25 protein-coding genes are annotated in these 26,578 nt (G+C 69.0%); 12 read left to right on the top strand and 13 right to left on the bottom strand.

All coding sequences use genetic code 11. The annotated features are described in order from the left end of the window. Positions 1–50: 50 nt before the first annotated feature. The 6 genes from ACI7BZ_RS04810 to hemE form a co-directional block, all read right to left on the bottom strand. Positions 51–530, bottom strand: a complete 480-nt coding sequence (locus tag ACI7BZ_RS04810) for a GNAT family N-acetyltransferase (RefSeq protein WP_414116057.1) — start codon at positions 528–530, stop codon at positions 51–53. Continuing rightward, on the bottom strand, positions 527–1,210 hold the full coding sequence (gene tsaB, locus ACI7BZ_RS04805; protein ID WP_414116056.1) for a tRNA (adenosine(37)-N6)-threonylcarbamoyltransferase complex dimerization subunit type 1 TsaB: 684 nt from the start codon (positions 1,208–1,210) through the stop codon (positions 527–529). The genes ACI7BZ_RS04810 and tsaB overlap by 4 nt, the downstream gene beginning before the upstream one ends. 101 nt (positions 1,211–1,311) lie before the next feature. Beyond that, positions 1,312–1,872 (bottom strand): NifU family protein, encoded by a 561-nt coding sequence (locus ACI7BZ_RS04800; protein ID WP_414116055.1) that lies wholly within the window; start codon positions 1,870–1,872, stop codon positions 1,312–1,314. Between the two features lie 286 nt (positions 1,873–2,158). After that, the gene (gene rho / locus ACI7BZ_RS04795; protein ID WP_414116054.1) at positions 2,159–3,427 is read right to left on the bottom strand and encodes a transcription termination factor Rho; all 1,269 of its coding nucleotides are present in this window, start codon (positions 3,425–3,427) and stop codon (positions 2,159–2,161) included. Positions 3,428–3,678: 251 nt separating this feature from the next. Next, entirely contained in the window at positions 3,679–4,104 is a 426-nt protein-coding gene (gene hemJ, locus ACI7BZ_RS04790) for a protoporphyrinogen oxidase HemJ (RefSeq protein ID WP_414116053.1), read from the bottom strand. 30 nt (positions 4,105–4,134) lie between these two features. Then, the gene (gene hemE, locus ACI7BZ_RS04785; protein ID WP_414116052.1) at positions 4,135–5,181 is read right to left on the bottom strand and encodes a uroporphyrinogen decarboxylase; all 1,047 of its coding nucleotides are present in this window, start codon (positions 5,179–5,181) and stop codon (positions 4,135–4,137) included. 336 nt (positions 5,182–5,517) lie between these two features. On the opposite strand from hemE, the gene ACI7BZ_RS04780 reads away from it, so the two are divergent. The 5 genes from ACI7BZ_RS04780 to dnaQ are packed head-to-tail and all read left to right on the top strand — an operon-like array spanning position 5,518 to position 9,188. Beyond that, complete coding sequence (locus ACI7BZ_RS04780; RefSeq protein ID WP_414116051.1) at positions 5,518–6,372, top strand: pyruvate, water dikinase regulatory protein; 855 nt, start codon at positions 5,518–5,520, stop codon at positions 6,370–6,372. Between the two features lie 15 nt (positions 6,373–6,387). Beyond that, complete coding sequence (locus ACI7BZ_RS04775; protein WP_414116050.1) at positions 6,388–6,990, top strand: Maf family protein; 603 nt, start codon at positions 6,388–6,390, stop codon at positions 6,988–6,990. After that, complete coding sequence (locus ACI7BZ_RS04770; RefSeq protein WP_414116049.1) at positions 6,987–7,835, top strand: shikimate dehydrogenase; 849 nt, start codon at positions 6,987–6,989, stop codon at positions 7,833–7,835. The genes ACI7BZ_RS04775 and ACI7BZ_RS04770 overlap by 4 nt, the downstream gene beginning before the upstream one ends. A 7-nt stretch (positions 7,836–7,842) precedes the next feature. After that, on the top strand, positions 7,843–8,445 hold the full coding sequence (coaE, locus tag ACI7BZ_RS04765) for a dephospho-CoA kinase (protein ID WP_414116048.1): 603 nt from the start codon (positions 7,843–7,845) through the stop codon (positions 8,443–8,445). 20 nt (positions 8,446–8,465) lie between these two features. Then, positions 8,466–9,188: a DNA polymerase III subunit epsilon gene (gene dnaQ / locus ACI7BZ_RS04760; RefSeq protein WP_414116047.1), complete on the top strand. Its 723-nt coding sequence runs from the start codon at positions 8,466–8,468 to the stop codon at positions 9,186–9,188. A 202-nt stretch (positions 9,189–9,390) separates the two neighbouring features. Here the strand turns inward: dnaQ and ACI7BZ_RS04755 are convergent, their stop codons facing one another. Beyond that, positions 9,391–11,412, bottom strand: a complete 2,022-nt coding sequence (locus tag ACI7BZ_RS04755; protein ID WP_414116046.1) for a thioredoxin domain-containing protein — start codon at positions 11,410–11,412, stop codon at positions 9,391–9,393. A gap of 132 nt (positions 11,413–11,544) precedes the next feature. Between ACI7BZ_RS04755 and mnmE the strand changes: the two genes are divergently transcribed. The 5 genes from mnmE (at position 11,545) to ACI7BZ_RS04730 (ending at position 17,490) form a co-directional block, all read left to right on the top strand. Then, positions 11,545–12,846, top strand: a complete 1,302-nt coding sequence (gene mnmE / locus ACI7BZ_RS04750) for a tRNA uridine-5-carboxymethylaminomethyl(34) synthesis GTPase MnmE (protein WP_414116045.1) — start codon at positions 11,545–11,547, stop codon at positions 12,844–12,846. 167 nt (positions 12,847–13,013) lie between these two features. Continuing rightward, positions 13,014–14,888 (top strand): tRNA uridine-5-carboxymethylaminomethyl(34) synthesis enzyme MnmG, encoded by a 1,875-nt coding sequence (gene mnmG, locus ACI7BZ_RS04745; protein ID WP_414116044.1) that lies wholly within the window; start codon positions 13,014–13,016, stop codon positions 14,886–14,888. Positions 14,889–14,943: 55 nt separating this feature from the next. After that, positions 14,944–15,681, top strand: a complete 738-nt coding sequence (rsmG, locus tag ACI7BZ_RS04740; protein WP_414116043.1) for a 16S rRNA (guanine(527)-N(7))-methyltransferase RsmG — start codon at positions 14,944–14,946, stop codon at positions 15,679–15,681. Further along, entirely contained in the window at positions 15,678–16,526 is an 849-nt protein-coding gene (locus tag ACI7BZ_RS04735) for a ParA family protein (protein WP_414116042.1), read from the top strand. Before rsmG ends, ACI7BZ_RS04735 begins: the two co-directional genes overlap by 4 nt. 43 nt (positions 16,527–16,569) lie before the next feature. Then, complete coding sequence (locus ACI7BZ_RS04730) at positions 16,570–17,490, top strand: ParB/RepB/Spo0J family partition protein (RefSeq protein WP_414116041.1); 921 nt, start codon at positions 16,570–16,572, stop codon at positions 17,488–17,490. A gap of 145 nt (positions 17,491–17,635) precedes the next feature. Here the strand turns inward: ACI7BZ_RS04730 and ACI7BZ_RS04725 are convergent, their stop codons facing one another. Continuing rightward, positions 17,636–18,100 (bottom strand): Ros/MucR family transcriptional regulator, encoded by a 465-nt coding sequence (locus ACI7BZ_RS04725; protein ID WP_414116040.1) that lies wholly within the window; start codon positions 18,098–18,100, stop codon positions 17,636–17,638. A 437-nt stretch (positions 18,101–18,537) separates the two neighbouring features. On the opposite strand from ACI7BZ_RS04725, the gene ACI7BZ_RS04720 reads away from it, so the two are divergent. Next, a complete protein-coding gene (locus ACI7BZ_RS04720) occupies positions 18,538–18,792 on the top strand; it encodes a hypothetical protein (RefSeq protein ID WP_414116039.1) in 255 nt (84 codons plus the stop codon). A 176-nt stretch (positions 18,793–18,968) separates the two neighbouring features. Then, positions 18,969–19,574: a recombination mediator RecR gene (gene recR / locus ACI7BZ_RS04715; RefSeq protein WP_414116038.1), complete on the top strand. Its 606-nt coding sequence runs from the start codon at positions 18,969–18,971 to the stop codon at positions 19,572–19,574. A gap of 102 nt (positions 19,575–19,676) precedes the next feature. Here the strand turns inward: recR and ACI7BZ_RS04710 are convergent, their stop codons facing one another. From ACI7BZ_RS04710 to ACI7BZ_RS04690, 5 genes are all read right to left on the bottom strand, one after another. Next, positions 19,677–20,549 (bottom strand): outer-membrane lipoprotein carrier protein LolA, encoded by an 873-nt coding sequence (locus ACI7BZ_RS04710; protein ID WP_414116037.1) that lies wholly within the window; start codon positions 20,547–20,549, stop codon positions 19,677–19,679. Positions 20,550–20,681: 132 nt separating this feature from the next. Continuing rightward, entirely contained in the window at positions 20,682–23,174 is a 2,493-nt protein-coding gene (locus ACI7BZ_RS04705) for a DNA translocase FtsK (protein WP_414116036.1), read from the bottom strand. 15 nt (positions 23,175–23,189) lie between these two features. Next, positions 23,190–24,434 carry an aminotransferase class I/II-fold pyridoxal phosphate-dependent enzyme gene (locus tag ACI7BZ_RS04700; RefSeq protein ID WP_414116035.1) on the bottom strand — a complete coding sequence of 415 codons (1,245 nt, stop codon included), beginning with the start codon at positions 24,432–24,434 and terminating at the stop codon, positions 23,190–23,192. A gap of 61 nt (positions 24,435–24,495) precedes the next feature. Continuing rightward, complete coding sequence (locus tag ACI7BZ_RS04695; RefSeq protein ID WP_414116034.1) at positions 24,496–25,446, bottom strand: bifunctional riboflavin kinase/FAD synthetase; 951 nt, start codon at positions 25,444–25,446, stop codon at positions 24,496–24,498. 99 nt (positions 25,447–25,545) lie between these two features. Beyond that, entirely contained in the window at positions 25,546–26,454 is a 909-nt protein-coding gene (locus ACI7BZ_RS04690; RefSeq protein ID WP_414116033.1) for a TIGR01459 family HAD-type hydrolase, read from the bottom strand. Between the last annotated feature and the right edge of the window lie 124 nt (positions 26,455–26,578).

The following is a 26,578-nucleotide window of genomic DNA, read 5'->3' as shown; positions in this document are numbered from 1 at the left end:
TCGACGCCTTATCGCCCCCCGTTCGATCCGCCGCAAGGGGGCGGCCGGGCTCAAAAGTCACGACGCAGCATCAGGGCATCGGTGCTGCCGGCCCCGTAATAGCCCCGCCGGCGCCCGCTTTCGCGGTAGCCGAGGGAGCGGTAGAGGCTGAGAGCGGGCGCGTTGCCCTCCTCCACTTCCAGGAAGGAGGTGGAAACGCCCTCCGCCGCCAGCCGGGCGAGATGATGCGCCAGCAGCGCCCGGCCAAGGCCCCGGCGGCGCCGGTCGGTCACCACGGCGATGGTCAGCACCTCCGCTTCGGGCACCACCACATGGGAGAGGATGAAGCCGGAAGGCGGACGGCGCGGGCCTTCGCAGGCCACATGGGCGCGCACATGGCGTTCGGACAGGAGGCGCTCGAATTCGTCGGCGCCCCAGCCGCGGGCAAAGGCACGGGCATGGATGGCCGCAAGGTGGGGGATGTCCCGTGCCGCCGCATCACGCAGATGCGGCGGGCGGGCCGGGAAGAAGCGGTCGAGGAGGCTGATCATCGGCGGGCGACGCGGGCCTTGTCCTGGGGCTTGGCGTCCGGGGCGCGCAGGTAGAGGGGGCGCGGTTCCGCCGCATCGGGGTCCGCCACCGCACCGAGCCGCGCCACCCATGCCACGTCCGGCGCCGGCACGTCGTCCACCGAAACCGGCGGCTGCTCGGCCGGCGGCCAGGCCTCCGCCACCAGCGTCGCGCCAGAACCCACGAGCCGCACCGCGCCGATGGCCACGGAGCGCGCCGCCTCCCGCACGCTGGTCACCCGCGGGGCGATGAGGGTTCGCGCGCCAACCCCGAACATCTGCAGGAAGACATGGCCATGCCGGGCATCTATGGCGCTCACCACCGGCACCGCATCGTCATGGGCGAGGTAGGGCGCGGCAAGTGCGGCAAGGGTCGTCACTCCCAGCACCGGGCGATTGGCGGTGAGGCCGAAGCCCCGGGCGGCGGACAGGCCCACCCGCAGGCCGGTGAAGCTGCCCGGGCCGATGGTGACGGCGATGCGCGACAGATGCTCGAAATCAAGCCCGGCCTCCCCCATCACCTGCTCCACCAGGGGAATCAGGCTCTCGGCGTGCCCACGCTCCATGAGCAGGGAATCGCCCGCGACGATGCTGTCCGTCTCGGTGTCGAGCACCGCGACGGAACAAGCGGCGAGCGCCGTGTCTATGGCCAGTACATACATGAACGCGGGTGCCCCAATCGCCGCCACGATCAACCGAAACCGTGGCGAGGGGAAGCAACCCGGCCCGCTCACCTGACAGAAAGGTTAATGCTGCCGTTCCCTTATACCGCCTGGACCTCGGTGACCTCGGGCACGAAGTGGCGCAGCAGGTTTTCGATACCGTTCTTCAGCGTGGCGGTGGAGGACGGGCAGCCCGAGCACGAGCCCTTCATGTTGAGGAAGACAATGCCGTCCTTGAAGCCGCGGAAGGTGATGTCGCCGCCGTCATTGGCCACCGCCGGGCGCACGCGGGTGTCCAGCAGTTCCTTGATGGTGGAGACGATTTCCGCGTCCTTCTCCTCGAAGAATTCGTCGAGATCGGAGGCATCCGGCTTCACCCCCTCCGAGAGCATGGGCGCGCCGGACATGAAATGTTCCATGATGGCGCCGAGGATCGCGGGCTTGAGCTGCGGCCATTCCGAATCCGCCTTGGTGACGGTGACGAAATCCGACCCCAGGAACACGCCGCAGACGCCGCGGACATCGAACAGGCGCTGGGCGAGGGGAGACAGATCCGCATCTTCGGCGGAGCGCAGATCAAGGGTCCCTTCCCCCAGCACGGAGCGGCCGGGCAGGAATTTCAGGGTCGCCGGGTTCGGCGTGGCTTCGGTCTGGATGAACATGGCCAATCCTCAAAAGAAATCATGCGGCGGCATCCCGTAATGGGGACCCACGGCCGCGCGTTTTCCTGAAGATAGGAGCTTCGACCCCAAACGGGAAGGCCGGCCTAAGCAGATGTCCTGAATTGACACGGCCCGCATCCCCTCTGCGGAACACTGGGCGAACGGAAGGTGCGCGAATCGCGGGCGGCACCGGGTTGCGGCTTTGTCCGTCCCCCTGGCAAGGCGCCCAATGCGCAGATGGCCGGGACATGCCCGGCCATCTCCATTCCGTCGCGGCGCAAACGCCTCAGGTGTTCATGGAATCGAAGAAATCGCCGTTGGTCTTGGTCTGGCGCAGCTTGTCGAGCAGGAACTCGATGGCGTCCACCGTGCCCATGGGATTGAGGATGCGCCGAAGCACATACATCTTCTTCAGGGTGTCGGCGGGAACCAGCAGCTCTTCCTTGCGGGTGCCGGAGCGGGTGATGTCGAGGGCCGGGAACACCCGCTTGTCAGAGACCTTGCGGTCGAGAATGATCTCCGAATTGCCGGTGCCCTTGAACTCCTCGAAGATCACTTCGTCCATGCGCGAGCCGGTGTCGATCAGCGCGGTGGCGATGATGGTCAGCGAGCCGCCTTCCTCGATGTTGCGCGCCGCGCCGAAGAAGCGCTTGGGGCGCTGCAGGGCGTTGGCGTCCACACCGCCGGTCAGCACCTTGCCGGAGGACGGCACCACCGTGTTGTAGGCCCGGCCCAAGCGGGTGATGGAATCCAGCAGGATCACCACGTCGCGGCCGTGCTCCACCAGGCGCTTGGCCTTCTCGATCACCATCTCGGCCACCTGCACATGGCGCGAGGCCGGCTCGTCGAAGGTGGAGGAAACCACCTCGCCCTTCACCGAGCGCTGCATGTCGGTGACTTCCTCCGGCCGCTCGTCGATGAGCAGCACGATAAGGAAGCATTCCGGGTGGTTGGCGGTGATGGACTTGGCGATGTTCTGCAACAGCACCGTCTTGCCGGTGCGCGGCGGGGCGACGATGAGACCGCGCTGGCCCTTGCCGATGGGGGCGACGATATCGATGATTCGCGCCGAGAAGTCCTTCTTTCCCTGCGTCTCTTCATGCTCAAGCTTGAGACGTTCATCGGGATAGAGCGGGGTCAGGTTGTCGAAATTGATCTTGTGCCGCGTCTTCTCAGGATCTTCGAAATTGATGGTGTTGACCTTGAGAAGCGCAAAATAGCGCTCGCCCTCCTTGGGGGAGCGGATCTGCCCTTCCACCGTGTCGCCGGTGCGAAGCCCGAAGCGACGGATCTGGGAGGGCGAGACATAGATGTCGTCCGGGCCCGGGAGATAATTCGCCTCCGGCGAACGCAGGAAGCCGAAGCCGTCCTGGAGCACCTCGACGACGCCCTCGCCGATGATTTCCGTCTCGGTTGCGGCGAGCTGCTTGAGGATGGCGAACATGAGTTCCTGCTTGCGCAGGGTACTGGCGTTCTCCACCTCGTTCTCCTCGGCAAAGGCGAGGAGCTCCACTGGAGTCTTGGACTTAAGGTCTTGAAGTTTCACTTCCCGCATAAGGGAAAGCCTCGATGGGTCTTGAGTGCACCGGTGCCGATCGCTGAAGGATCGCTGCCGGGGCATGGGGGGAGGGACGGGAACCGCAGGTCTTCAGGACGAGCCGGGGCACAATGGTCCCGCCTGACGCGCCGGCCGGTCCAATGACGGATCCGGACTTAATGAAGCGCGTTCGCCTGCGTTCAGGAAAGCAGCCGCAAGATAGGCAGGCTGGCGGCCCGGCGCAAGCCCTCCTTGCGGTCAAGGCCGGATCAAAACGGTTTGACCACCACAAGAATGACAATACCGATCATCAGCAGGGTCGGGATTTCATTGGCCACCCGGTAGAACCGGGCGGGCCGGACATTTTTGTCCTGCGCGAAGTCGCGCACCCAGCGAGCCAGAAATCCGTGCATGCCCGACATGGCGAGCACCAACGCCAGCTTGGCATGGAACCACGGCGCAAGATACCAGCCGCCCTCATAGGCGATCCACAGGCCCGCCAGCCAGGCGACGATCATGGCCGGGTTGATGATGGCCTTCAGAAGCCGCCGCTCCATGACCTTGAACGTCTCGGACGCCTCGCCGCCCGCCGGCGCAGTGGCATGGTAGACCATCAGCCGTGGCAGATAGAGCATTCCCGCCATCCACGAGATCACCGCGAGGACGTGCAGGGCCTTGATCCAGTCGTAGAGCATCGCGCGTTCGTCTCCTGCCGGGCGAGCCGCTCAGCGCGCCCGCCGCACCGCTTCCACCAGCCGCTCCACATGCGCAAGGGGCGTCTCCGGCCGGATGCCGTGGCCAAGGTTGAAGATATGCGGTGCCCCGGCGAAATCCGCCCGGATGCGAGCCACCTCCTCCTCCAGCGCGTCCCCTCCGGCAATAAGCCGCAGGGGGTCCAGATTGCCCTGCAGCGCCACCTTGCCGGAAAGGCGGGCCCGCGCCGCCGTGCGATCCGCCGTCCAGTCGAGGCCGATGGCATTGATGCCGGTGTCCGCCAGCCGCTCCAGCGCCTCCAGCGAGGCGCCTTTCGGAAAGGCGATGACCGGCACGCCGGGATGCAGCGCCCGCAGCCCCGAGACGATCCGGCGCAGGGGCTCGGCGCACCAGCGCTCGAACGACAGGGGATCGAGCACGCCCGACCATGTGTCGAACACCTGCACCGCATCGGCACCCGCCGCCACCTGGCCCGACAGATGGATGATGGAGGCCTCCACCAGCCGGTCGATCAGGCTCTGGAACAGCTTTTCCTCCCGAAGGGCGAGAAGCCGGGCCGGGGCCTGATCGTCGGTGCCGCAGCCCGCCACCATGTAGGTCGCCACCGTCCATGGCGCGCCGCAGAAGCCGATCAGCGCCACCTCGGCGGGCAGGCTGGCCCGCACGCTGGCGATGGCCTCGTAGACCGGATGGGTGCGTGCCGGATCGAGCTCGCCCCGCAGCATCGCCAGCCCGGCGGCATCGGTGAGGGGCGCCAGGCGCGGGCCTTCCCCCGCCTCGAAGGTCAGATCGACCCCCAGCGCATGGGGCACCACCAGGATATCGGAAAAGATGATGGCCGCATCGAAGCCGTAGCGGCGGATGGGCTGCAGCGTCACTTCAGCCGCGAGCTTCGGCGTGTAGCACAGGGTGAGGAAATCGCCGGCCTCGGCTCGAACCTGCCGATACTCGGGCAGATAGCGCCCTGCCTGCCGCATCATCCAGAACGGCGGCGGATCAAGCGGGGTTCCGTCGAGCACGGCGAGGAAGGGCGATCGCGTCGCCTGGGTGCGGTCCATCCCGGTCCTTCAATCAAAGAGATATTATTTAAAGAGAGAGTCTTTGGAGTCTTAGGAGTTGATTAACCATTCGCCGGGCGCTCGACAACCGATCCACAGATTGGCTCTTCGAAACCGGCGCACTTGCCGCAGATGCGAAGCCGGCGAAAGGCAGGTTAATGAAGGGTTAATGCCGGGGGCCTGCGGGCCTGTCCACATGGACGCACAGGGGGTGGAGGGAATCTGTCCCGTCGGGTTGGAATGTGGATGACTGTCACCGCTGTCCAAAGGCCGCTCTTGCGCGATGCCCGATGCCGTGCCTTCCTCCACAGTGTTCCACAGGAGCGGTGGATAATCGTGTCATCCTCGAAGTCGCCGGCCGAGAGCTACTTTCACCTGCACCTTGTCTCGGATGCCACCGGCGAAACCCTCATCAACGTGGGGCGGGCGGCGTGCGCGCAATATGCGAACGTGCTGCCCATCGAGCACGTCTACCCCCTCGTGCGCTCCATGAAGCAGCTGGAGCGGGTGCTGAGCGAGGTGGAGAGCAATCCCGGCATCGTGCTCTACACCCTGGTGGACAAGGAGATCCGCGAGCGGCTGAAGGGGCGCTGCCGGGAACTCGGCGTGCCCTTCATGTCGGTGCTGGCGCCGGTGATCCAGCTGTTCCAATCTTATCTCGGTGGTGAGCCGACCCCGCGGATCGGCGGTCAGCATTCGCTGGATGCAAGCTATTTCAAGCGCATAGACGCGCTGAACTTCACCGTCATGCACGATGACGGGCACATGACCGAGGATCTGGAGAACGCCGACGTGGTGCTCCTGGGCGTCTCGCGCACCTCCAAGACCCCCACCTCCATCTATCTTGCCAATCGCGGCATCAAGACCGCCAACATTCCGCTGGTGCCCAATGTGCCCCTTCCCGGCGGGCTGGAGCGGCTGAAGAAGCCGCTGGTGGTGGGGCTGGTGGCAAGCCCCGAGCGCATCGTGGAAATCCGCCAGAACCGCCTGCTCAGCCTGAACGCCGGAGAGGCGGGCACATCCTATACGGACCGCGAGGCGGTGACCGAGGAGATCGCCTTCTCCCGCCGCCTCTGCGCGCGCAACGGATGGCCCCTCATCGACGTGACCCGAAGGTCCATTGAGGAGACGGCGGCCACCATCTATGCGCTCCACAGCGAGCGCCGCCGGCGGGCCATCGCAGAAACATGAGAAGGAGAAGCCACCGTGTGGCGTGGTGAACAGCCGCTCGTGCTCGCATCGAAAAGTGCCACGCGCCTGACCCTCCTGGTCCATGCCGGGGTGCCGGTTGAAACGGTGGCGGCCGAGGTGGACGAGCGCAGCCTTCAGGCCCAGGCCGGCGAGGATGTGGACCCGGCCCATATCGCCTTGTTGCTGGCGCGGGCGAAGGCGCTGGCCGGCTCGCGGGCGGCGCCCGGCCGGCTGGTTCTCGGCGCCGACCAGACGCTGGCGCTGGGGCCGAAGATCTACCACAAGCCGGAGACGGTGGAGGCGGCACGGCTGCAGCTGATGGAGCTGGCCGGGCACACCCATGCCCTGCATTCGGCGGTGGCGGTGGCGATGGACGGAACGGTGATGTTCGACACCGTGGTCAGCGCCTTCCTCACCATGCGGCCCCTGAGCGAGGATGCGCTGGCGACCTACCTTGCCGCCGCCGGCCAGCGGGTGCTCACCTCGGTGGGGGCCTATCAGCTCGAATCGGTGGGGGTGCATCTGTTCACGCGGGTGGACGGGGATCATTTCACCATTCTGGGCCTGCCCTTGCTGCAGCTTCTGCCCTTCTTCCGCGCCCAGGGTCTTCTGCCGTGACCATCCGCGTCTGCATCACCGGGCAGCCGGTCATCTATTCACGCTCGCCCTTGCTCCATGGCTTCTGGCTGAAGGCCTATGGCATCGACGGCGCATACGCGCGCGAGGAGGTGCCGCCGGAGGGCGCTGCGGATTTCTATCGCTCCCTCGCCCGGCGCGGCTATGTGGGCTGCAACGTCACCGCCCCGAACAAGGAAATCGCCTTTTCGGTGCTCGATGAGGCGGATGAGAGCGCGGCGGCATTGGGCGCGGCGAACACGCTGTGGCTGGAGGACGGCCGGCTGTTCGGCGCCAGCACGGATGGCTACGGCTTCATCGCCAATCTCGATGCCGGCGCGCCCGGCTGGGACAGGGAGCGGCGCCTGGCCCTGGTGCTCGGCGCCGGTGGAGCGTCCCGCGCCATCGTTCATGCCCTGGTTGCCCGGGGCTTCGGCCGGGTGGTGCTGGCCAATCGCACGCTGGAGCGGGCGCAGGCGGTGGCCGCGCTGTTCGGTCCTGCCGTGGTGCCTGTCACCCTTGAACGGGCCGCCGGCATGATGGCGGATGCGGATGTGCTGGTGAATTGCACGTCCGCCGGCATGAAGGGCTCGGAACCGCTGCAGCTGGACCTGTCGCGGCTCCGGCCGGGTACGGTGGTGAGCGATATCGTCTATGTGCCGCTCAAGACCCCCTTCCTCAAGGCGGCTTCGGCGCTGGGGCTGCCCACGGTGGATGGGCTTGGCATGCTGCTGCACCAGGGGGTGCCGGGGTTCGAGCGCTGGTTCGGCGTGCGGCCGCAGGTGACGGAGGAGCTGCGCGCGCATCTCATCGCCGACCTTGCCGCCAAGGGCCAGCTGGAGGCCTGATCGCACCATGTGGATTCTCGGCCTCACCGGCTCCATCGGCATGGGTAAATCGGCCACGGCCGCCATGTTCCGCGCCCTGGGGGTGCCGGTGCATGACGCCGATGCGGCCGTGCATGCCCTTTATCGTGGGGCCGCGGTGGCGCCGGTGGCGGCGGCCTTTCCCGGGGTCGTCCGGGACGGCGCCATTGATCGCGCGGCCCTGTCTGCCCGGGTGCTGAATGATTCGCAGGCCATGCGCCGGCTCGAAGCCATAGTGCATCCGCTGGTGCGGGGCGAGGAGGACGCTTTCCTGGCGCGGGCACGTGCGGCAGGGGCGCGGCTGGTGGTGCTGGACATTCCGCTGCTGTTCGAAACCGGCGGCAGCGCCCGCACCCATGCGGTGGCTGTGGTCAGCGCGCCGAAAGCTGTGCAGCGTGCCCGTGTGCTGGGGCGGGCCGGCATGACGGAAGAGAAATTCGAGGCCATTGTGGCCAAGCAGATGCCGGATGCCGAGAAGCGCCGGCGCGCCCATTTCGTCATCGACACTGCCCGTGGGCTGGACGCCGCCCGCCATCAGGTGGAAGGCATCGTGCGGGCGCTGGCGGGGCCGGGGCGCAGCGCCCCGCGGTGAGGAAGGGTTGAGGCAAAGACATGCGCGAAATCGTGCTCGACACCGAAACCACCGGCCTTGAGGCCCATGGCGGCGACCGGCTGGTGGAGATCGGCTGCGTCGAGATGGTCAACCGCATCCTCACCGGCAACGTCTTCCACGTCTATATCAACCCCGAGCGAGACATGCCGCTCGAGGCCTTCAATGTTCACGGACTGTCGTCGGAATTTCTTTCGGACAAGCCGGTATTTCTGAAGGTTGCCGATGAATTCCTGGAATTCATTGCGCAGGACACCCTCGTCATCCACAATGCGGCGTTCGACATCGGCTTCCTGAATGCGGAGCTGGAACGGGCCGGGCGGCCCACCATCGCCCGCGACCGGGTGGTGGACACCCTGGCCCTGGCCCGCCGCAAGCATCCCGGCGGCGGCAACCGCCTTGACGACCTGATGAACCGGTACGGCATCGATTCCTCGCGCCGGGTGAAGCACGGGGCGCTGCTGGACGCGGAACTGCTGGCGGAGGTCTATAGCGAACTTCTCGGCGGGCGGCAGGCAAGCCTGATCGGCCTGGTGGAGGATGCGAGCGAGGCGCCGCGTCTCGTGGTCGCGGCGCAGGCGGCCCATCCCCGGCCAGTTCCGCTGGCCTCCCGCGTTTCCGATGCGGAGGCGCAGGCCCATGGGGCCTTCGTCGCGGCGCTGGGGGAAAAGGCCATCTGGCTGAAATATGCGGACGACGCCCCCGCGGATAAGGCGCCGGCCTGAGCGTGGCTGCCCTGTGGCAGGGCTGCAGGTATCAGCCGTATTTCAACCAGAGTTCAACTAAAAGTTGATCGAATAGGAAAGCCGCTGGCGGCGTTTCCTGTGCTTGTCCGAACCAGAGATCGTTCAGATAAAACCCCGCGCCAGCGGACGCCTGACGCGATCTGACGCGGGGTGGCCTTACGCCGCCGGTGGCCGAGGGGCTCTATCCGGCCATTTCGCTGACCGTCGCGGCGATCATGGCCGGATCGGTCACCGGGAGGGAGCAGCGCTCCCCCACGCAGACAAAAGCGGCGCCATCGGCCGGCGCGGAGGCAAGGCGGGCGGCCATGACGTCCGGCCCGCCGTCATCCCCGGGCGCGATGGCGCCGGCATGAACCACCACCCGCAGGGGAAAGGGCACGGCCAGCGCGGCAGCGGTGAAGGCCGGCGCGCGCGGACCCATGGCGACGATCTCCGCAAGGCCGAGCCGGGTGTCGATGGCGTTGAGGACCGCACCGTGGGCGAGCACATTCCTGGCCGCCGGCCCCGAAAGTCCCGCCAGAATCCGGTCCGCTCGCGCCCGCAGCCGGTCGTCGCCGGCAAGGGCGGCGAGGCGCAGCAGGGCGTCCGCCGCCACCGCATTGTAATTGGGCAGGGCTTCGTCATGGGTGGCCAGCGGACGCAGGATGAGGCCGCCGCCATCGTCTGCCGTGAAGAAATAGGTGCCGGTGGCGGTATCCAGATGGTGCGTTTCCAGCGCCTCCAGGAAGGCGGCGGCCTGGTCGAGCGGGGCGCGGGCGCCGGTGGCTTCATGCAGCGCCAGGCCGGCGCGGGCCATGGCGGCAAGATCCGAGGCGAGGCCGGGGGTCACCAGCTTGTCGCCGCACCAGGAATGGGCGAGCCGCCCGTCCGTCACCATGTGGGTGCAGATGGCGTGGAAGGCGCGCTCCGCCAGTGCCACCCATTGGCCTTCGTCCAGGAAGGCGCCGGCGCGGGCGAGGGCCGCGATCATCAGCCCGTTCCAGTCCGCCAGAACCTTGTCGTCGCGGCCCGGGCGCACACGGGTGGCCCGCGCGGCCAGCAGCTTCGCCCTCATGGGTGCGAGCCGGGCCTCGTCCTCGGCGCTCACCACGCCCGCATCGGTGCGGTTGAGGATGTTGCCGGCCTCCCAATTTCCGGCCGGGGACACATCATACAAGCGGTTGAACCAGGCGGCGTCCTCGGCGCCGAGCACCGCCTCCACCTCGCGGGTGGTCCAGATATAGAAGCGGCCTTCATGGCCCTCGGTGTCGGCATCGAGGCTGGCGGCGAAGGCGCCCGCCGCGGTCAGCATTTCGCGTTCCAGCCAGCCCACGGTCTCCCGTGCCCGGCGCAGGAACAGGCTGTCGCCGGTGTCGTGATAAGCGAGGGCGAGCAGTTCCAGGAGCTGGGCGTTGTCGTACAGCATCTTCTCGAAATGGGGGACGAACCAGATCTCATCCACCGAATAGCGCGCGAAGCCGCCGCCGAGATGATCATAGATGCCGCCCTCGCTCATGCGGTTGAGGGTGAGGGCCACCAGCGCCTTCAGCCGCCCGTCGCTCCGCCGGGTGCCCTGCCGCCACAGGAGTTCCAGAAGCCCGCACTGGGGAAATTTGGGGGCGCCCTTCAGGCCGCCCTGCACCGGATCAAACCGTTCGGCGAGGCGGTCGGCGGCGTCGGCGAGCTCCTGGCGCCCGATGGCGACGGCATCCACGGGGCGGCCGGCCTTCTCCAGCCGGGCGAGGATGGCGCTGGCGTTCTTCTCGATCTTGTCGGGGTTCTCGGCAAACACCGTGGAGACCTGCTGCAGCACATCGCTGAAGCCGGCCCGGCCATAGCTGGCCACGGGGGGAAAATAGGTGCCGCCCCAGAACGGCCGTCCGTCCGGGTCCAGGAACATGGTGAGGGGCCAGCCGCCGCTCTGGCCGAGCTGCTGGAGGGCGGACATGTAGATCTGGTCCACGTCCGGCCGTTCCTCGCGGTCCACCTTGATGTTCACGAACAGCGCATTCATGAGCCCCGCCACCTGCGGGTCCTCGAAGCTTTCGTGGGCCATCACATGGCACCAGTGGCAGGCGGCATAGCCCACTGAGAGCAGGATGGGCTTTCCGCTGGTCTTCGCTTCGGCGAATGCGGCCTCGCCCCAGGGCCACCAATGGACCGGATTGTCCTTGTGCTGGAGCAGATAGGGGCTGGTCTCGGACGAGAGACGGTTCTCGCTCATGGCTTTCAAATCCTTCGGCGAAGGGCCGGTTTTGCTGGCAATGCGGTTCGGGGCTAATGCTTCCTGGAAAATACGGGCCATGGTCGGCCATTCCGGCGCCGGGCGCAAACCCTCCTGTGAGAAGGTGCTCTCATGTCGTCTTCAGACACCATCTTCGCCCTCTCCTCCGGGCGGCTGCCGGCGGGTGTCGCCGTGGTGCGGGTGTCGGGTCCCGCCGCCGTCGCCGCCGCTTTGGCATTGGCCGGGGTGCTGCCGCCGCCGCGGCATGCCCGCTTCGGCGCGCTGCAGGACCCCGCCAGCGGGGAGGTGCTGGACCGCGCCCTGCTGCTGTTCTTCCCCGGCCCTGCCAGCGCGACGGGGGAGGATGTGGTGGAACTGCATCTGCACGGCGGGCGCGCGGTGGTGGCGGCGGTGCTGGGGGCCCTGTCCCGCCTGCCGGGGCTGCGGCCGGCGCAGGCGGGAGAATTCACCCGTCGCGCCCATGCCAGCGGCAAGCTCGATCTGGCGGAGGTGGAAGGCCTTGCGGACCTGGTGGCGGCGGAGAGCGAGGCGCAACGGCGGCAGGCCCTGGCGCTGGCCTCCGGCGCCCTCTCCCGCCGGGTGGAGGGCTGGCGCGAGGGGGCCATTGCCGCCCTGGCGCTGCTGGAAGCCGCCATCGATTTCTCCGACGAAGGGGATGTGCCGGCGGATCTTTCCGGCGAAGCGGCGGCGGTCATCTCCCGGCTGCGCGGGGAGCTGGTGGCGGCACTGGCCGATGCCGGACGGGGCGAGCGGGTGCGGGACGGGCTGGTGGTGGCCATCGCCGGCCCGCCCAATGCGGGAAAATCCACCTTGCTCAATCGCCTCGCCGGCCGGGAGGCGGCCATCGTCTCGCCCCTTCCGGGCACCACGCGCGACGTGCTGGAGGTGCATCTGGAACTGGCGGGCCAGGCGGTGACGGTGCTGGACACCGCCGGCCTGCGCGAAACCAGCGATGTGGTGGAGGCGGAAGGGGTGCGCCGGGCGCTGGCGCGGGCCGAGGCTGCGGACCTGGTGCTGTGGCTGGCGGAGGATGGGGCCGCCCCGCCCCCCGGCCTTTCTGCGGCGGTGATGGTGCGCACCAAGCGGGATGGCGGCGGCGCGGCCCCGCCCGGCTGGTTCGCCATCTCCGCGCAGGACGGCACGGGTCTTGAGGCGCTCATGGCCCATGTGGAGGAACGGGTGGCAGCGCTGGGTGGCGGCGAGCCGGCCCTCATCACCCGCGAGCGCCAGCGGCTGGCGCTGGAGGCGGCGGCCCTTCACCTGGAACGGGCATTGGCGGATTTCGGTGGCCGGGAGGAATTGCGCGCCGAGGAGGTGCGCCTCGCCGTGCGTGCGCTGGACCAGACCATCGGCCGGGTGGATGTGGAGGATGTGCTGGACGCCCTGTTCCGCACCTTCTGCATCGGCAAGTGAAGGGGCGCGGGGTGGCCCGCCGCTCCGATGTTTCACGTGAAACACCGCGCCGGTGTGGCCAATGGCGTGGCGGGTGCGCCCAATACCCCCTGCGGCCTTGACGCCGCCCGAAAGTGGGCGTTTCCAGAAGGGGCGGCGCCGGCCGCGCCATCTCTGCCCGGAACGCCATGACCCAAGCCCCCTCTCCCGCAGCCTTCGACGTGATCGTTGTGGGCGGCGGCCATGCCGGATGCGAAGCCGCCGCGGCTGCGGCACGGCTCGGCGCGCGCACGGCGCTTCTCACCCATTCGCGCGCCACCATCGGCGCCATGTCCTGCAATCCCGCCATCGGCGGGCTCGGCAAGGGCCATCTGGTGCGGGAGATCGACGCCCTGGACGGCCTCATGGGCCGGGTGGCGGATGCCGGCGGAATCCAGTTCCGCCTTCTCAACCGGCGCAAGGGGCCGGCAGTGCGCGGGCCCCGGGCCCAGGCGGACCGCAAGCTCTATGCCCGGGCCATGCAGCAGGCGCTGGCGGCGCAGGACAATCTCTCCATCATCGAAGGGGAGGCGGACGATCTTCACGTGGTCGCCGGCCACATCACCGGCGTTGCTCTCGCCGACGGGCGGGTCTTGTCCTGCGGCGCCGTGGTGCTCACCACCGGCACCTTTCTCAACGGCTTGATCCATATGGGCGAGGTGAGCTTCCCCGCCGGGCGCATGGGCGAGAAGCCGGCCCTGGGCCTCTCCCCTGCCCTCTCTCGCCTCGGTTTCTCCCTCGGCCGGCTGAAGACCGGAACCCCGGCGCGGCTCGACGGCCGCAGCATTGATTGGGCGAGCCTGGAGATGCAGGCCGGCGACGACCCGCCCGAGCCGTTTTCCGCCCTCACCACGCGGCTGCCCAACCCGCAGGTGGAATGCGGCATCTCCCGCACCCTGCCGGCCACGCACGCGCTGATCCGGGCCAACCTCTCACGCTCGGCCATGTATTCCGGCCGCATCGAGAGCAGTGGGCCGCGCTATTGCCCCTCCATCGAGGACAAGATCGTCCGCTTCGGCGACCGGGACGGACATCAGGTCTTCCTGGAACCCGAGGGGCTGGACGACCACACGGTCTATCCCAACGGCCTGTCCACCTCTTTGCCGGAGGAGGTGCAGCACGCTTTCCTGCGCACCATTCCGGGGCTGGAGCGGGTGGCGGTGCTGCGGCCGGGCTATGCCATCGAATATGACCATGTGGACCCGCGCGAATTGACCTCCACCCTGGAGGCAAGGCGGGTGGGCGGCCTGTTCCTCGCTGGGCAGATCAACGGCACCACCGGCTATGAGGAGGCCGCGGCTCAGGGGCTTCTGGCCGGCCTGAACGCCGCGCGGCGGGCCGGCGGCGGCGATGGCGTGGTGTTCGACCGGGCCGAGGCCTATCTGGGCGTGATGGTGGACGACCTCGTGACCCGCGGCGTCAGCGAGCCCTACCGCATGTTCACCTCGCGGGCGGAATACCGGCTGACCCTTCGCGCCGACAATGCCGACCAGCGGCTCACCGCCCGTGGCACGGAGCTGGGCCTGGTGGGGGCGGAGCGTGCGGCCCACTTCGCCGGCCGGCAAGCTGCGCTGGACGGTGCCCGGGCGCTGGCGCGGGGGCTCACCCTGACCCCCACCGAGGGCGCGCGCCATGGGCTCTGCGTGAACCAGGATGGCCAGCGGCGCAGTGCGTTCGATCTTCTGGCCTATCCCGATCTGGACATGGCGCGGCTCTCGGCCATCTGGCCCGAGCTTTCCGCCTTGCCGGCATCCATTGCCGAGCAGGTGGAGATCGACGCGAAATATGCGGTCTATCTGGAGCGGCAGGCGGCGGACATCCGCATGCTGCGCCGGGACGAGGCGCTGGCCCTGCCGGAAGACCTTTCCTATGGGGACCTGCCGGGGCTTTCCAACGAGCTGAAGCAGAAGCTCGCGCGGGTGCGCCCGGGCACGGTAGGCCAGGCCGGGCGCATGGAGGGCATGACCCCAGCGGCTCTGGCCCTTCTGGCCACGCACGCTCGGCGGGCGGGAGCCCAGGGTTGATGCCGGGGCTGTGGAACATGGGGACGGACCGCTGGTTTGCGGCAGGGGGCGCGGCATGAGGCAGGTGGAGGCGGACGCGGGGCGCGAAGGCGTGGCCCGCAGCGTTTCACGTGAAACACTCAGCCGGCTTATGATTATCGCCGAGCTGCTGGTGAAATGGCAGAAGGCCATCAACCTGGTGGCCCCCGCCAGCCTGCCCCAGCTGTGGGAGCGGCACATGGCCGATTCGCTGCAATTGATTAACCATGTTCCGCAAGATGTGCGCCGCTGGGTGGACCTGGGCTCCGGCGGCGGATTTCCCGGCCTGGTGGTGGCGGCGGCGCTGGCCGAGCGTGCCGGGGCGAATGTGCATCTGGTGGAGAGCGACACCCGCAAGGCCGCCTTCCTGCGGGAGGCCGCGCGCCTCGCCGGCCTGCCCGTAACCGTTCATGCGGAACGCATCGAGGCGGTGGCCGCAGCGCTGGCGCCGGGCACGCAGGTGGTGTCCGCCCGCGCCCTCGCGCCGCTGCCGAAACTGCTGGATCTTGCCGAGCCGTTCCTCGCGGCGGGTGCCCTCGGCATCTTTCCCAAGGGGCGCGATGCGGAGCGAGAATTGACCGATGCCCGCAAAGGCTGGACACTCGACTTTGACCTGCGTCCCAGCGTGAGCGATCCGCACGGGCGGGTGCTCCTGGTCAAGGGCGCGAGGCGCGTGGCGAAGGCAGCCCCGCCCGCCGGGCCTTCCCTTACGGCGGAACCGGGCAACGCCGGCGGGCCGCCAGAAACCGACGCGTCGAGGACCAAAGCGCCATGACCGAAACGCATCCCCCTGCCCTTTCCGCCGGTGGCCCGGCCGCCCCCCGCGTGCTCGCCCTCGCCAACCAGAAGGGCGGCGTGGGCAAGACCACCACCGCCATCAATCTCGGCACCGCCCTTGCCGCCATCGGCGAGACCGTGCTGGTGGTGGACCTCGACCCCCAGGGCAACGCCTCCACAGGCCTCGGCATCGACCGGCGCTCGCGCAAGCTTTCCACCTATGACGTGCTGATCGGCGAGGCCTCCCTGCGCGAGACGGTGATGGAGACCGGCGTTCCGCAGCTCTATGTGGCACCCTCCACCCTCGATCTTTCGGGCCTGGAGCTGGAGATCGCCGCCGAGCGCGACCGTGCCTTCCGCCTGCGCAGTGCGCTGAAAGCCCTGGCGGCCGACCCCACCGGCCCGCGCTTCTCTTATGTGCTGGTGGACTGCCCGCCGTCCCTGTCTCTGCTCACGGTGAATGCCATGGCGGCGGCGGATGCCATCCTGGTGCCGCTGCAGTGCGAGTTCTTCGCCCTGGAGGGGCTGTCGCAGCTGATGAAGACGGTGGAGCAGGTGCGGGTGGGCCTCAACCCCGATCTCGTCATCCACGGCATCGTCCTCACCATGTATGACGGGCGCAACAACCTGTCCGAGCAGGTGGTTCAGGACGTGCGCCAGTTCATGGGCGACAAGGTCTATGAAACCGTGATCCCGCGCAATGTGCGGGTGTCGGAGGCCCCGTCCTATGGCAAGCCGGTGCTGCTTTATGATCTGAAATGCGTGGGCTCGCAGGCCTATCTGCGGCTCGCATCGGAAGTGATCGCGCGCGAGCGTGCGGCGCGTGCCGTGGCCGCCGCCTGAGCGTTCCCGCACCGGCGCACACGAGAAACGGAAAGACGAGACGATGGCCGATGAACAGCGCTCCCGGCTCGGCCGCGGCCTTGCCGCGCTGATCGGGGAAATGGGAGAGCCGCAGGCGGCGCCGGGCGCGCGGGCGCAGCCGGCCCGGGGCGGACCGCGCCGCGTGCCCATCGAGCATGTGCGCCCCAATCCGCGCAATCCGCGGCGGGCCTTCCTGGAGGAGGGGCTGGAGGACCTTACCGCCTCCATCCGCGAGAAGGGCATCATCCAGCCCATCGTGGTGCGCCCGCTCACCACGCCCGATACGTTCGAGATCGTGGCCGGCGAGCGCCGCTGGCGCGCGGCCCAGCGGGCGGCGCTGCACGACGTGCCGGTGGTGGTGCTCGACCTCACCGATCGTGAGGCGCTTGAGATCGCCATCATCGAGAACGTGCAGCGCGCCGACCTCAACGCGGTGGAGGAGGCGCAGGGCTACGAAGCCCTCATGGCGGAATTCTCGTACAATCAGAATGACCTCGCCAAGGTCATCGGCAAGAGCCGCAGCCATATCGCCAACACCTTGCGCCTGCTCAAGCTGCCGCAGAGCGTGAAGGCCTATCTGGCGGACGGGCGGCTTTCCGCCGGGCATGCGCGGGCGCTGCTGGCCTGCGACGATCCCGAGCGGATGGCGAAGGATGTGGTGGAGAAGGGGCTGACCGTTCGCGACGTGGAAGCCCTCTCCAAGGCGCGCATGGCCATTGCCGGCATGACGCAGACGCGCGGCACGCAGCCCGGCAAGGGCAGCCGGCCTGCACCCGCGCCGGAGCGCAAGAGTGCCGACAGCCGCGCACTGGAAAAGCGCCTGTGCGATGCTCTCGGGCTTGCGGTGAGCATCGAAGGCAAGGGCGAGGCGGGCGAGCTGCGCATCCGTTATGCGAGCCTGGAGCAGCTCGACGAGGTGTGCCGGCGCCTCGGCCTGGACTGAGCCGCTACCCCCGGGCGCGAAATCGCTTCCACGCACAGCAAAATGCCCGGCCAAGGCCGGGCATTTCTGCATCCGTCGTCAGCGGAAACCCCGTTTGCGCCTGCGCGGTGTGCGCGGGAAACGGGCGTCCGCGGTGGTCCTGCCCTCAGGCCGCAGCCTTGCGGCGGGTGGGCTTCTTGACCGGGGCGGCCGGAGCCTTCTTGCGGGTCTGGCCGAGGCCCATGTTCTTGGCCAGCTCGGAGCGCGCGGCCGCATAGGCCGGGGCCACCATGGGGTAATCCTTCGGCAGGCCCCACTTCTCGCGGTAGACTTCCGGGGTCATGCCGTAGCTGGTGCGCAGGTGACGCTTCAGCGACTTGAACTTCTTCCCGTCTTCCAGGCAGATGATGTATTCGGGCGTCACCGACTTCTTCACCGGAACTGCGGGCTTCTGTTCTTCCACCTGCGGGGCGGCGGGCGTGCCAAGTTGCCCGAGCGCGCGATAAACGGCCTCGATCAGGGCCGGAAGCTCAGCCGCCGCGACGCTGTTGTTGCTCACATAGGCCGCGACGATGTCCGCGGTGCAGTCAATGTGGCTCGGCGACGGGGAATTGGAGGCAGTTTCGCTCACGGGAGTCCCTTTCTGCTTATGGGCTTCAATGACCGGAGCACGATCACTGCCGCCGGCCGACGCCTAATCGGCATCTCAACTTTCCCAAATAGTCTATAGCACCTGTGAAGACAAATACAATCCGCTCTCTAAAAACTCTTGGAAAGTGAGCAATAATGCGGGTTTGAGCAGTGCTCAGCACGGCCGGGACGCAAGCGCTGAGGGGGGATTTGATCATTCCGACAACCGCGATTCGGCGCGGTGACAGTTGAAGTCATCGGTGCGGCGAGGTGTTCCCCGGGCGCGATGCCGGTGCGCTTTGGCGCCGCAGCGGTCGCCCGGCACCTGCCCCTGTTTGTGAAAGAATTTCTCTGGTGCACGGGCCCGGAAGTACAGGGCTGCGGCGGCTCAACTGCCGGTCGCGCTTGAGGCTTTTGCATCGAAAGGTGCGCAGGCGCATGGTTGAGGTCGTGCTTGCGCCCGCGATCGCCCGCTGTTGTTCAGAAATGAATGGCAATACCCGGGAGACGTACCGTGACATGAGGACACCGCCGCTGTGCTGCGGGAATGTGCTGGTACAGGCCCTGAACGCGCAGTACTTAGAGCACGCGCCGATCAGCTTGCACCGCAAGCTGATCGGACACCGCGTTCTCTTTCTTGAGTTTAGAGGGCGATCCACCGCTCAGATGAAGCCGCGGCGCGGCTCCATCTGAGCGGATCGCGCTCTTTCTTGAGTTTAGAAGCGCGATTCACCGGCCCGCCGGCGGCGGGAGCTGTCTTCGCGGGCCGGGCGGCGCTTCTGGTTTGCAGCGTCAAAAGGTTGTTCTTGCTTTTCTTTCAGGGGCGGGGCCGGGGGCACCGCCCCGTGGCCGAGGGAGCCGCCGCCTTCATGTCCCGTGCCGTCGCCGGTCCAGAGATCGAGCGCCTCATCCAGCTGCTCGCGCGCCTGCCCGGGCTCGGCCCGCGCTCGGCCCGCCGGGTGGCCCTGCATCTCATCCGCAAGCGGGAGGCGCTCATGGCGCCTTTGTCCGCGGCCCTTGGGGACGCCCTCGGCAAGATCGTGGAATGCCGCCGCTGCGGGAATATCGATGTCTGCGATCCCTGCACGGTGTGTTCCGACCTCACCCGCGATGGCCGCACGCTGGTGGTGGTGGCCGATGTGGGCGACCTGTGGGCCCTGGAGCGGGCCGGGGCGCTCAATGCACGCTACCATGTGCTCGGCGGGGTGCTGTCGCCCCTCGACGGAGTGGGGCCGGACGATTTGAACCTGGGAAAGCTGGTGGCCCGGGTGCACGAGGATGCGGTGTCCGAGGTGATCCTGGCCCTGGGCGCCACCGTGGACGGGCAGACCACCGCCCATTACATCACCGACCTCCTGCGGGGCCTCGATGTGCGCGTCTCCCGCCTGGCCCAGGGTGTGCCGGTGGGCGGGGAGCTTGATTATCTCGACGAGGGCACCTTGTCGGCCGCCATTCGCGCACGCACGCCCATGTAGGGCATCACAGGCGGCCCGCTCGGCAAGGAAAGATGCGAGGATGGAAGATGCCGCCGGATCAACCGGAACACGATTGCGTGATCCGGCCGCGATCCCGGGCCTCTACTGCAGCATCCGGTCGAAATTGATCACGAACAGCTTGGGGTCGGGCCGCTTGTTCACCTGCAGGTTGGAAAGGGTGACCTGGGTGTCGTAGCCCTGCGGGTCGGTGACGATCCACTGCTTCAGCGCCGCGGTCTTGGTATCGAACAGGATCAGCAGACGGTAGGTGCCCATCATGGGCACCTGCTCCTGCATCACCACGGTCACGAAGGTGTCGTCCTGGAACACCCCGCTCACATGCGGGTCGGCGCCGAGGTCCACATGCTCGGCAAGCAGAAAGCGCAACGGCGTCTGCGACAGGGGCGTGATGTCCTGGGTGTTCAGCTTGCGGTCGCGCACCGCCACCGACTGGCCGTTGGAAATCAGCTCCACCGGGCTGGGCGCATCATATTCGAAGCGCACGCGGCCGGGCTTCTGCATGTAGAAATTGCCGCCGCGGCGGGTGCCGTCCGGGTCGGTCTGGGTGAAGGTGCCGGAGAGCGCCTGCACCGAATTGTAATAAGCGGTCACGCGGTCAATGGTGGCGCGGGTGGCGCGCCCGTCCGCGGTCGGCGCCGCGGGGGCACCGGGCTTGGCGGCCGCCTGATTGCCGGCAGCCTGGCTGCCGGACTGGGCGGAAGCGCCGCCCGGTTTCTGCGGCGGCAGTGGCGCGGCGGTCTGGGGCGCGGCGGTCTGGCCGCCCGGCGCGCTGCCTTGGGGCCGCATCAGGTCGCCCGGGGGCTGGAGGGCCTGGGCGCCGGCGCTCCCGCCCGGCAGTATCAGCGCCAAAGCAAGGCCCATGCCCGCGAGGGCAGCGGTCGCCCCACCGCCGCGCGGCACGGGCGCCGTGGCCCGGAAGAAGGCGGAAAGGGAGAGGAGGCGGCTCGGCATCATCAAGGTCTCTGGCGCGAGGCGTTCGAAAGGGGCGGGCAGTCAGGGCTTGCTACAGCTGCCCTATGGCGATCCTGTGGCCCGGCGCATCCCGGCGCAAGCGCCTGGCGGGCCCGGTCTGCGGGAACCGGGCGGCTATTCGGCCGCTTCGTCGGTCACCAGAATTTCCCTCTTGCCGGCATGGTTGGGGGCGCCCACCAGCCCCTCCTTCTCCATGCGCTCCACCAGGGAGGCGGCGCGGTTGTAGCCGATCTGCAGCCGGCGCTGGATATAGGAGGTGGAGCATTTGCGGTCGCGCGTCACCACGGCCACGGCCTGGGAATAAAGGTCCTGCCCCTCGTCGCCCATGCCGCCCTTGTCGAACACGGCGCCGTCCTCGCCCTCGCTGTCGTCGTCGGCGGTCACCGCCTCCACATAGGAGGGGGCGCCCTGGGCCTTCAGGTGCTTCACCACGCTCTCCACCTCCTCGTCGGAGACGAACGGCCCGTGCACGCGGGAGATGCGCCCGCCGCCGGCCATGTAGAGCATGTCGCCCTGTCCCAGCAGCTGCTCGGCGCCCATTTCGCCGAGGATGGTGCGGCTGTCGATCTTCGAGGTCACCTGGAACGAGATGCGGGTGGGAAAATTGGCCTTGATGGTGCCGGTGATGACATCCACCGACGGGCGCTGGGTGGCCATCACCAGATGGATGCCGGCGGCGCGCGCCATCTGGGCGAGGCGCTGGATGGCGCCTTCAATGTCCTTGCCCGCCACCAGCATGAGGTCGGCCATCTCGTCCACGATGACGACGATGTAGGGCAGGGGCTCGAGGTTCATCTCCTCGCGCTCGTAGATGGCGTCGCCGGTCTCGTGGTCGAAGCCGGTCTGCACGGTGCGGGCCAGCGTCTCGCCCCGCTCGGCGGAATCCTTTACCCGTGCATTGAAGCCGTCGATATTGCGCACGCCCAGCTTCGACATCTTCTTGTAGCGGTCCTCCATCTCCTTCACCGCCCATTTCAGGGCCACCACCGCCTTCTTGGGGTCGGTGACGACGGGGGCGAGGAGGTGGGGGATGCCGTCATAGACGGAAAGCTCCAGCATCTTCGGGTCCACCATGATGAGCCGGCACTGCTCCGGCTTCAGCCGGTAGAGCAGGCTTAGGATCATGGTGTTGATGGCCACCGACTTGCCCGATCCGGTGGTGCCGGCGACCAGAAGATGCGGCATGCGGGCAAGGTCCACGATCACCGGGTCGCCGCCAATGGTCTTGCCGAGGGCGATGGCCAGCTTGTGGCCGCTGTCGCCGAAGTCGCGGGTGGCCAGCAGCTCGCGCAGCAGCACCTTGTCGCGCCTCTGGTTGGGCAGCTCGATGCCGATGGCGTTGCGCCCCGGCACCACGGCCACGCGGGCGGAAACCGCGCTCATGGAGCGGGCGATGTCGTCGGCAAGGCCGATGACGCGGGACGATTTGATGCCCGGCGCCGGCTCCAGCTCGTAGAGGGTCACCACCGGCCCGGGCCGCATCTGGACGATTTCGCCGCGCACGCCGAAATCCTGCAGCGTGCCTTCCAGCTCCTTGGCGGTCTGGGCCAGGATCTCGGGCGTGAGGGCGGGGTTGGTGCCGGGCGCCTTGGCGGGCGCGGGCGGGGTCAGAAGGTCGAGGGAGGGATGCATGTAGCCGGCGCGCCGGCCGCCGCCGCGCTTGCCGGCCGTGCCGCGGGGCCTGCGCCCGTCGCCGCGGGCGGCCTCGGCCTCCTCCGCCACGGCGGTGTCGCCCGGGTGCGGGTCGGCGCCGTCCATGCGGGGTTCCACGCGGCTGGCCGGGCCGATGGCTCCGGCGGCCCGCGCCGCGGCGGCGCCGGGCGCACGCAGGGGCGTGTCGTGCCGGCCGGGCCGCCCGCCGGCGAAGATCCGCGCCTTCCACGACAGGAAGGTGTGGGTGAGGGCGCCGAGGGAAATGGAGGTGCCGTCGTCGTCCTCGTCCTCGTCGCCCACCTCGCCGGGGGCATCGCAGAGGGCTGCCTTCAGGGGCGTGCGGCGGCCGCCGCTCAAGGCGAGGAACAGGCCGCCGGCACCGATGACGAGGCCGAGCGCACCCACCACCATGGCGTCGAGGGCGGAAGGCGCCGCCCCCCGCAGGGCGCCGGCCGCGCGCGGGAAGAGATCGCCCAGCGCCCCGCCGAGGCCGGTCAGGCCGGGCCAGCCCTGCGGCGGGGGCATGGCGCCGAGGAAGGCGGTGGCGCCCAGCACGCCGAAGATCCACATGACGGTGCGCATCCGCTCGCGGCTGAACGGGCGATGGGTCAAAAGCCGCCAGCCGCAATAGAAGGGCGGCAGCACCACCGCCAGCGCCGCGAGGCCGAACAATTGCACCAGAAGGTCGGCCACCACCGCCCCCGGCCGACCCAGGAGGTTCGCCACCTCGGCATGGGTGGCGTTGGACAGGCTGGGGTCGCTCGCCGACCACGAGCCGAGGGCCAGGAAGGCGGTCAGCGACGCGACGAGGAGCGCCGCGCCCACGATCTCCCGCCCGCGGCGCCGCACCGCGAGCTTGATGCCCTCGGGGATGAGGTCGAGGCGCGGAGCGGGGGCGGGCATCGCAGTGTGCAGCACCGCATCGGCGGCGGGGCGACGGCGGGCCTTGGGCATCGGCGCGGCTCTCCTTCAGGCGAGGGCGGCGACGAGGCGGTGGAGCACCTCCTCGCAGGTGGGAAGGTCCTGGACCAGCGCGACGCGCAGGTAGTCGGCACAGGGATTGGCGCCCGAAAGGTCGCGCCGGGCGAGATAGCCGCCGGGCACGGTGCGCAGCCCCTGGTCTCGCCACAGCTTCACCGCCGCCGCCTCGCCGCCGGACTGGCCCGGGGTGGCGAGGTGGGAGGCGTCCAGCCACAGGAAGAAGCCGCCGTCGGGCCGCACATGGCCGAAGCGGCCGGCAAGGATGCGGTCGGCCAGATCGAACTTGGCACGGTAGAGATCGCGGGAGGCGGATACATGGGCCTCGTCCTCCAGCGCCGCCACCGCCACCGCCTGCAGCGGCTCGGGCACCTGCGGCGCCGCGACCCAGCGGAAGGCGAGGAAGTCCTTCAGGAAAGCCGCATCGCCGGCGCAGAAGCCGCAGCGCAGGCCGGGCAGGGAAGAGCGCTTGGACAGGGAATTGAACGCCACCACCCGGTTAAGGTCGCCATCGGCCACCTCAAGGATGCCCGGCGGCTTCTGTGCGCCGAGATAGATTTCCGAATAGCACTCGTCCGAGAACAGGAAGGCGCCGTGGCGGCGGGCGATCTCCAGCGCGCGGGCGAGATAGGCCGCCGATGCCACCGACCCCTGTGGGTTGGCGGGAGAGGCGATGAAGATGGCCACGGTGCGCGCCAGCAGGGCGGGGTCGAGGGCGTCGAGGTCGGGCAGCCAGCCGCTTGCCTTGGTGGTCGGCATCACCACCGGCTCGCAGCCGGCCGCCTCTGCCCCCGCCGCATAAGCGGCATAGAAGGGGTTGGGCAGCAGCATGGCCGGGCGGCCGTTCGCCGCCTTGGCCGGGTCGGCGAGGCGGCGGGCCACGATGGCGGCGGAGAACAGGCCCTCGCGGGAGCCGTTGAGCGCCAGCACCTCCCGGTCCGGGTCGAGCGGCCGGGCGAGGGCATAGCGCCGGCCGAGCCAGTGAGCGGCGGCGGCGCGGAAGCTCTGGGTGCCCTCGGCGCGGGGATAGCGGCCGAAGCCGGGCAGGGCACCGGCCAGCACCGGGCCGACGAAATCCGGCATGGCGTGCTGGGGCTCGCCCACCGCGGCGCTGAGCGGCGCGCGGCCGGGCTCCAGGCCGGCCAGCAGATCGGCCAGGCGGATGAAGGGCGAACGCAGGTCCTCGGCGGTGGATGGGGTCGCGGGCACGGTGCGTGGAGCTTTTCTGGCGGTCATGTTCCCGCCACCATGCACCCGCCCGGTTAAGGTGCGGCTAACTCAAAACGCGGGCGGCGCCTCACATCCCGGCGAGCACGGCGCGGGCCTGGCGGGCGTCGGCATGCATCTGGGCGACGAGGGCGTCGATGCCGTCGAACTTCAGCTCCGGCCGCAGATAGGCGTGGAACTCCACCTCCAGGGTGGCGCCGTAGAGATCGCCGGAAAAGTCGAACACATGCACTTCCAGGAGCGCCCGGCCATTGTCGAAGGTGGGCCGGCGGCCATAATTGGCCACGCCGTCGAAGCACCCGGCCGGGGTGAGGACGCGCACCGCATAGATGCCGAAGGCAAGCCGCAGATCGTCGTCGAGGGCGAGGTTGGCGGTGGGAAAGCCCAGGGTGCGGCCGCGCTTGTCGCCGTGGATCACCTGCGCGGCGACGGCGAAGGGGCGCCCCAGCATGTGGGCGGCGTGCCCCACCTGACCGGACGCCAGCGCCTCGCGCACGGCGGTGGAGGAGATGGCGTCCCCCTCGTCGCGCATGGGCTCCACCACGCGCACCGAGAAGCCGTGGCGCCGGCCGGCTTCCTCCAGGAAGGCGGGGGAGCCGGCGCGGGCGCGGCCGAAATGGAAATCGAAACCCACCGCCACCCCGCTGACATGGTAGCGCTCCACCAGGATGTCGCGCACGAAGGCTTCCGCCTCCATGGCGGCCAGGGCGGCGTCGAACGGCAGCACGATGGCCCCGGCAAGGCCGCTCTCGGCGATATGGCGCAGCTTGCGCGGCTCCGGGGTGAGCCGGTAGGGAGCGGCAGCGGGATTGAAGAAGGTGCGCGGATGGGGCTCGAAGGTGAGCGCCACGGCGGGCACGCCGGCATCGCGCGCCATGGCGCTGGCGGTATCGAACACCGCCCGGTGCCCGCGATGCACGCCGTCGAAATTGCCGATGGCCACCACCGGCCGCGCAAGAGCCGCCGGCAGGGGCTCGGCGCCGCGCACCAGGACGAAATCAGGGGAGGACGGAGCGTTCATCGACGGGCGCGGGCCTTGCCTCAGGGTCGGGCGGGACAGGTGCTCCGGCTCTAGGCTCTGGCGCCGCCGGGCGTCAAGGGCGGCGCGCCGGGGCGCCTCTCACCAGGCCAGGCGGGGCATGACGCCGCGCGGGTGGGCATGGCCGGTGAACAGCGCCGCCAGCGAGGCGGTGTCCGGCACGGCGCCGTCGATGGATTTCAGCTCGTGGGCATGAATGCCGCTGGAGATGAACAGGCTGTCGAAGCCCGCATCGTTGGCGCCGGCGATGTCGGTGCGCAGGGCATCGCCGATGCCGAGCACCTTGCTGCGGTCGATGGGGCCGCCGCGCAGGGCCTCGCCCCGCGTCAGGGCGGTGGCATAGATGGCCGGATAGGGCTTGCCGCACCAGATGGCCTCGCCGCCGATCTTCTCATAAGCCTCGGCAATGGCGCCGGCGCAATAAATGAGCTTGTCGCCCTTCTCCACCACCAGGTCGGGATTGGCGCAGATGAGGGGCACCGCGCGGGCCTTCATCTCATTCAATTGACCGCGGTAATCGTCCGGCGTCTCGGTGTCGTCGTCGAGAAGGCCAGTGCACACCACCACGTCCGCTTCGGCAAGGGGGGCGAGGGTGAGGTCGAGCCCCTCGAAGGTGCCCACGTCGCGGGGCGGGCCGAGATGGAACATGCGCGCGCCCGGGCGGGCCGCCAGCACGTCCCGCGTCACGTCGCCGGAGGTGACGATGGCGTCATAGGCGGAACGCGGCACGCCGAAGCGGTCCAGCATGTCGCGCACGAAGCCGTTGGGCCGCGGCGCGTTGGAGACGAGAATCACGCTGGCCCCGCCGGCCCTCGCCCGGCCCAGCGCCGCGCAGGCGGCGGGGAAGGCGGCGACGCCGTTATGCACCACGCCCCACACGTCGCACAGGATCAGGTCGTATTCGCCGGCAAAGGCGGAGAGGCCGGGCACCACGGGCGGTGCGTGGTGGGGGTGTTCTGCGTGCCCGTTCGGCGGGGTGCCCTCGGCCATGAAATCGTCTCCGGCGCCACATGGGATGCGCCGCCCGCCGCAGCGGACCGCGCGTTCGAGCCCGGGCCGGTCCCATGGCATCACAGCCCGGGGGGCAGGTCCGGCTCTTGTGCGGCGCACAGGT

The organism is Xanthobacter sp. AM11 (assembly GCF_047444035.1).
Lineage (GTDB): Bacteria > Pseudomonadota > Alphaproteobacteria > Rhizobiales > Xanthobacteraceae > Xanthobacter.
This window is presented reverse-complemented; position numbering and strand designations above follow the sequence as displayed.

Coding starts and splice junctions, on each gene's coding strand:
- ACI7BZ_RS04810 (WP_414116057.1), bottom strand. CDS start 530: ATGATCAGCCTCCTCGACCGCTTCTTCCCGGCCCGCCCGCCGCATCTG.
- tsaB (WP_414116056.1), bottom strand. CDS start 1,210: ATGTATGTACTGGCCATAGACACGGCGCTCGCCGCTTGTTCCGTCGCG.
- ACI7BZ_RS04800 (WP_414116055.1), bottom strand. CDS start 1,872: ATGTTCATCCAGACCGAAGCCACGCCGAACCCGGCGACCCTGAAATTC.
- rho (WP_414116054.1), bottom strand. CDS start 3,427: ATGCGGGAAGTGAAACTTCAAGACCTTAAGTCCAAGACTCCAGTGGAG.
- hemJ (WP_414116053.1), bottom strand. CDS start 4,104: ATGCTCTACGACTGGATCAAGGCCCTGCACGTCCTCGCGGTGATCTCG.
- hemE (WP_414116052.1), bottom strand. CDS start 5,181: ATGGACCGCACCCAGGCGACGCGATCGCCCTTCCTCGCCGTGCTCGAC.
- coaE (WP_414116048.1), top strand. CDS start 7,843: ATGTGGATTCTCGGCCTCACCGGCTCCATCGGCATGGGTAAATCGGCC.
- dnaQ (WP_414116047.1), top strand. CDS start 8,466: ATGCGCGAAATCGTGCTCGACACCGAAACCACCGGCCTTGAGGCCCAT.
- ACI7BZ_RS04755 (WP_414116046.1), bottom strand. CDS start 11,412: ATGAGCGAGAACCGTCTCTCGTCCGAGACCAGCCCCTATCTGCTCCAG.
- mnmE (WP_414116045.1), top strand. CDS start 11,545: ATGTCGTCTTCAGACACCATCTTCGCCCTCTCCTCCGGGCGGCTGCCG.
- mnmG (WP_414116044.1), top strand. CDS start 13,014: ATGACCCAAGCCCCCTCTCCCGCAGCCTTCGACGTGATCGTTGTGGGC.
- rsmG (WP_414116043.1), top strand. CDS start 14,944: ATGAGGCAGGTGGAGGCGGACGCGGGGCGCGAAGGCGTGGCCCGCAGC.
- ACI7BZ_RS04735 (WP_414116042.1), top strand. CDS start 15,678: ATGACCGAAACGCATCCCCCTGCCCTTTCCGCCGGTGGCCCGGCCGCC.
- ACI7BZ_RS04730 (WP_414116041.1), top strand. CDS start 16,570: ATGGCCGATGAACAGCGCTCCCGGCTCGGCCGCGGCCTTGCCGCGCTG.
- ACI7BZ_RS04720 (WP_414116039.1), top strand. CDS start 18,538: ATGGTTGAGGTCGTGCTTGCGCCCGCGATCGCCCGCTGTTGTTCAGAA.
- recR (WP_414116038.1), top strand. CDS start 18,969: ATGTCCCGTGCCGTCGCCGGTCCAGAGATCGAGCGCCTCATCCAGCTG.
- ACI7BZ_RS04710 (WP_414116037.1), bottom strand. CDS start 20,549: ATGATGCCGAGCCGCCTCCTCTCCCTTTCCGCCTTCTTCCGGGCCACG.
- ACI7BZ_RS04705 (WP_414116036.1), bottom strand. CDS start 23,174: ATGCCCAAGGCCCGCCGTCGCCCCGCCGCCGATGCGGTGCTGCACACT.
- ACI7BZ_RS04700 (WP_414116035.1), bottom strand. CDS start 24,434: ATGACCGCCAGAAAAGCTCCACGCACCGTGCCCGCGACCCCATCCACC.
- ACI7BZ_RS04695 (WP_414116034.1), bottom strand. CDS start 25,446: ATGAACGCTCCGTCCTCCCCTGATTTCGTCCTGGTGCGCGGCGCCGAG.
- ACI7BZ_RS04690 (WP_414116033.1), bottom strand. CDS start 26,454: ATGGCCGAGGGCACCCCGCCGAACGGGCACGCAGAACACCCCCACCAC.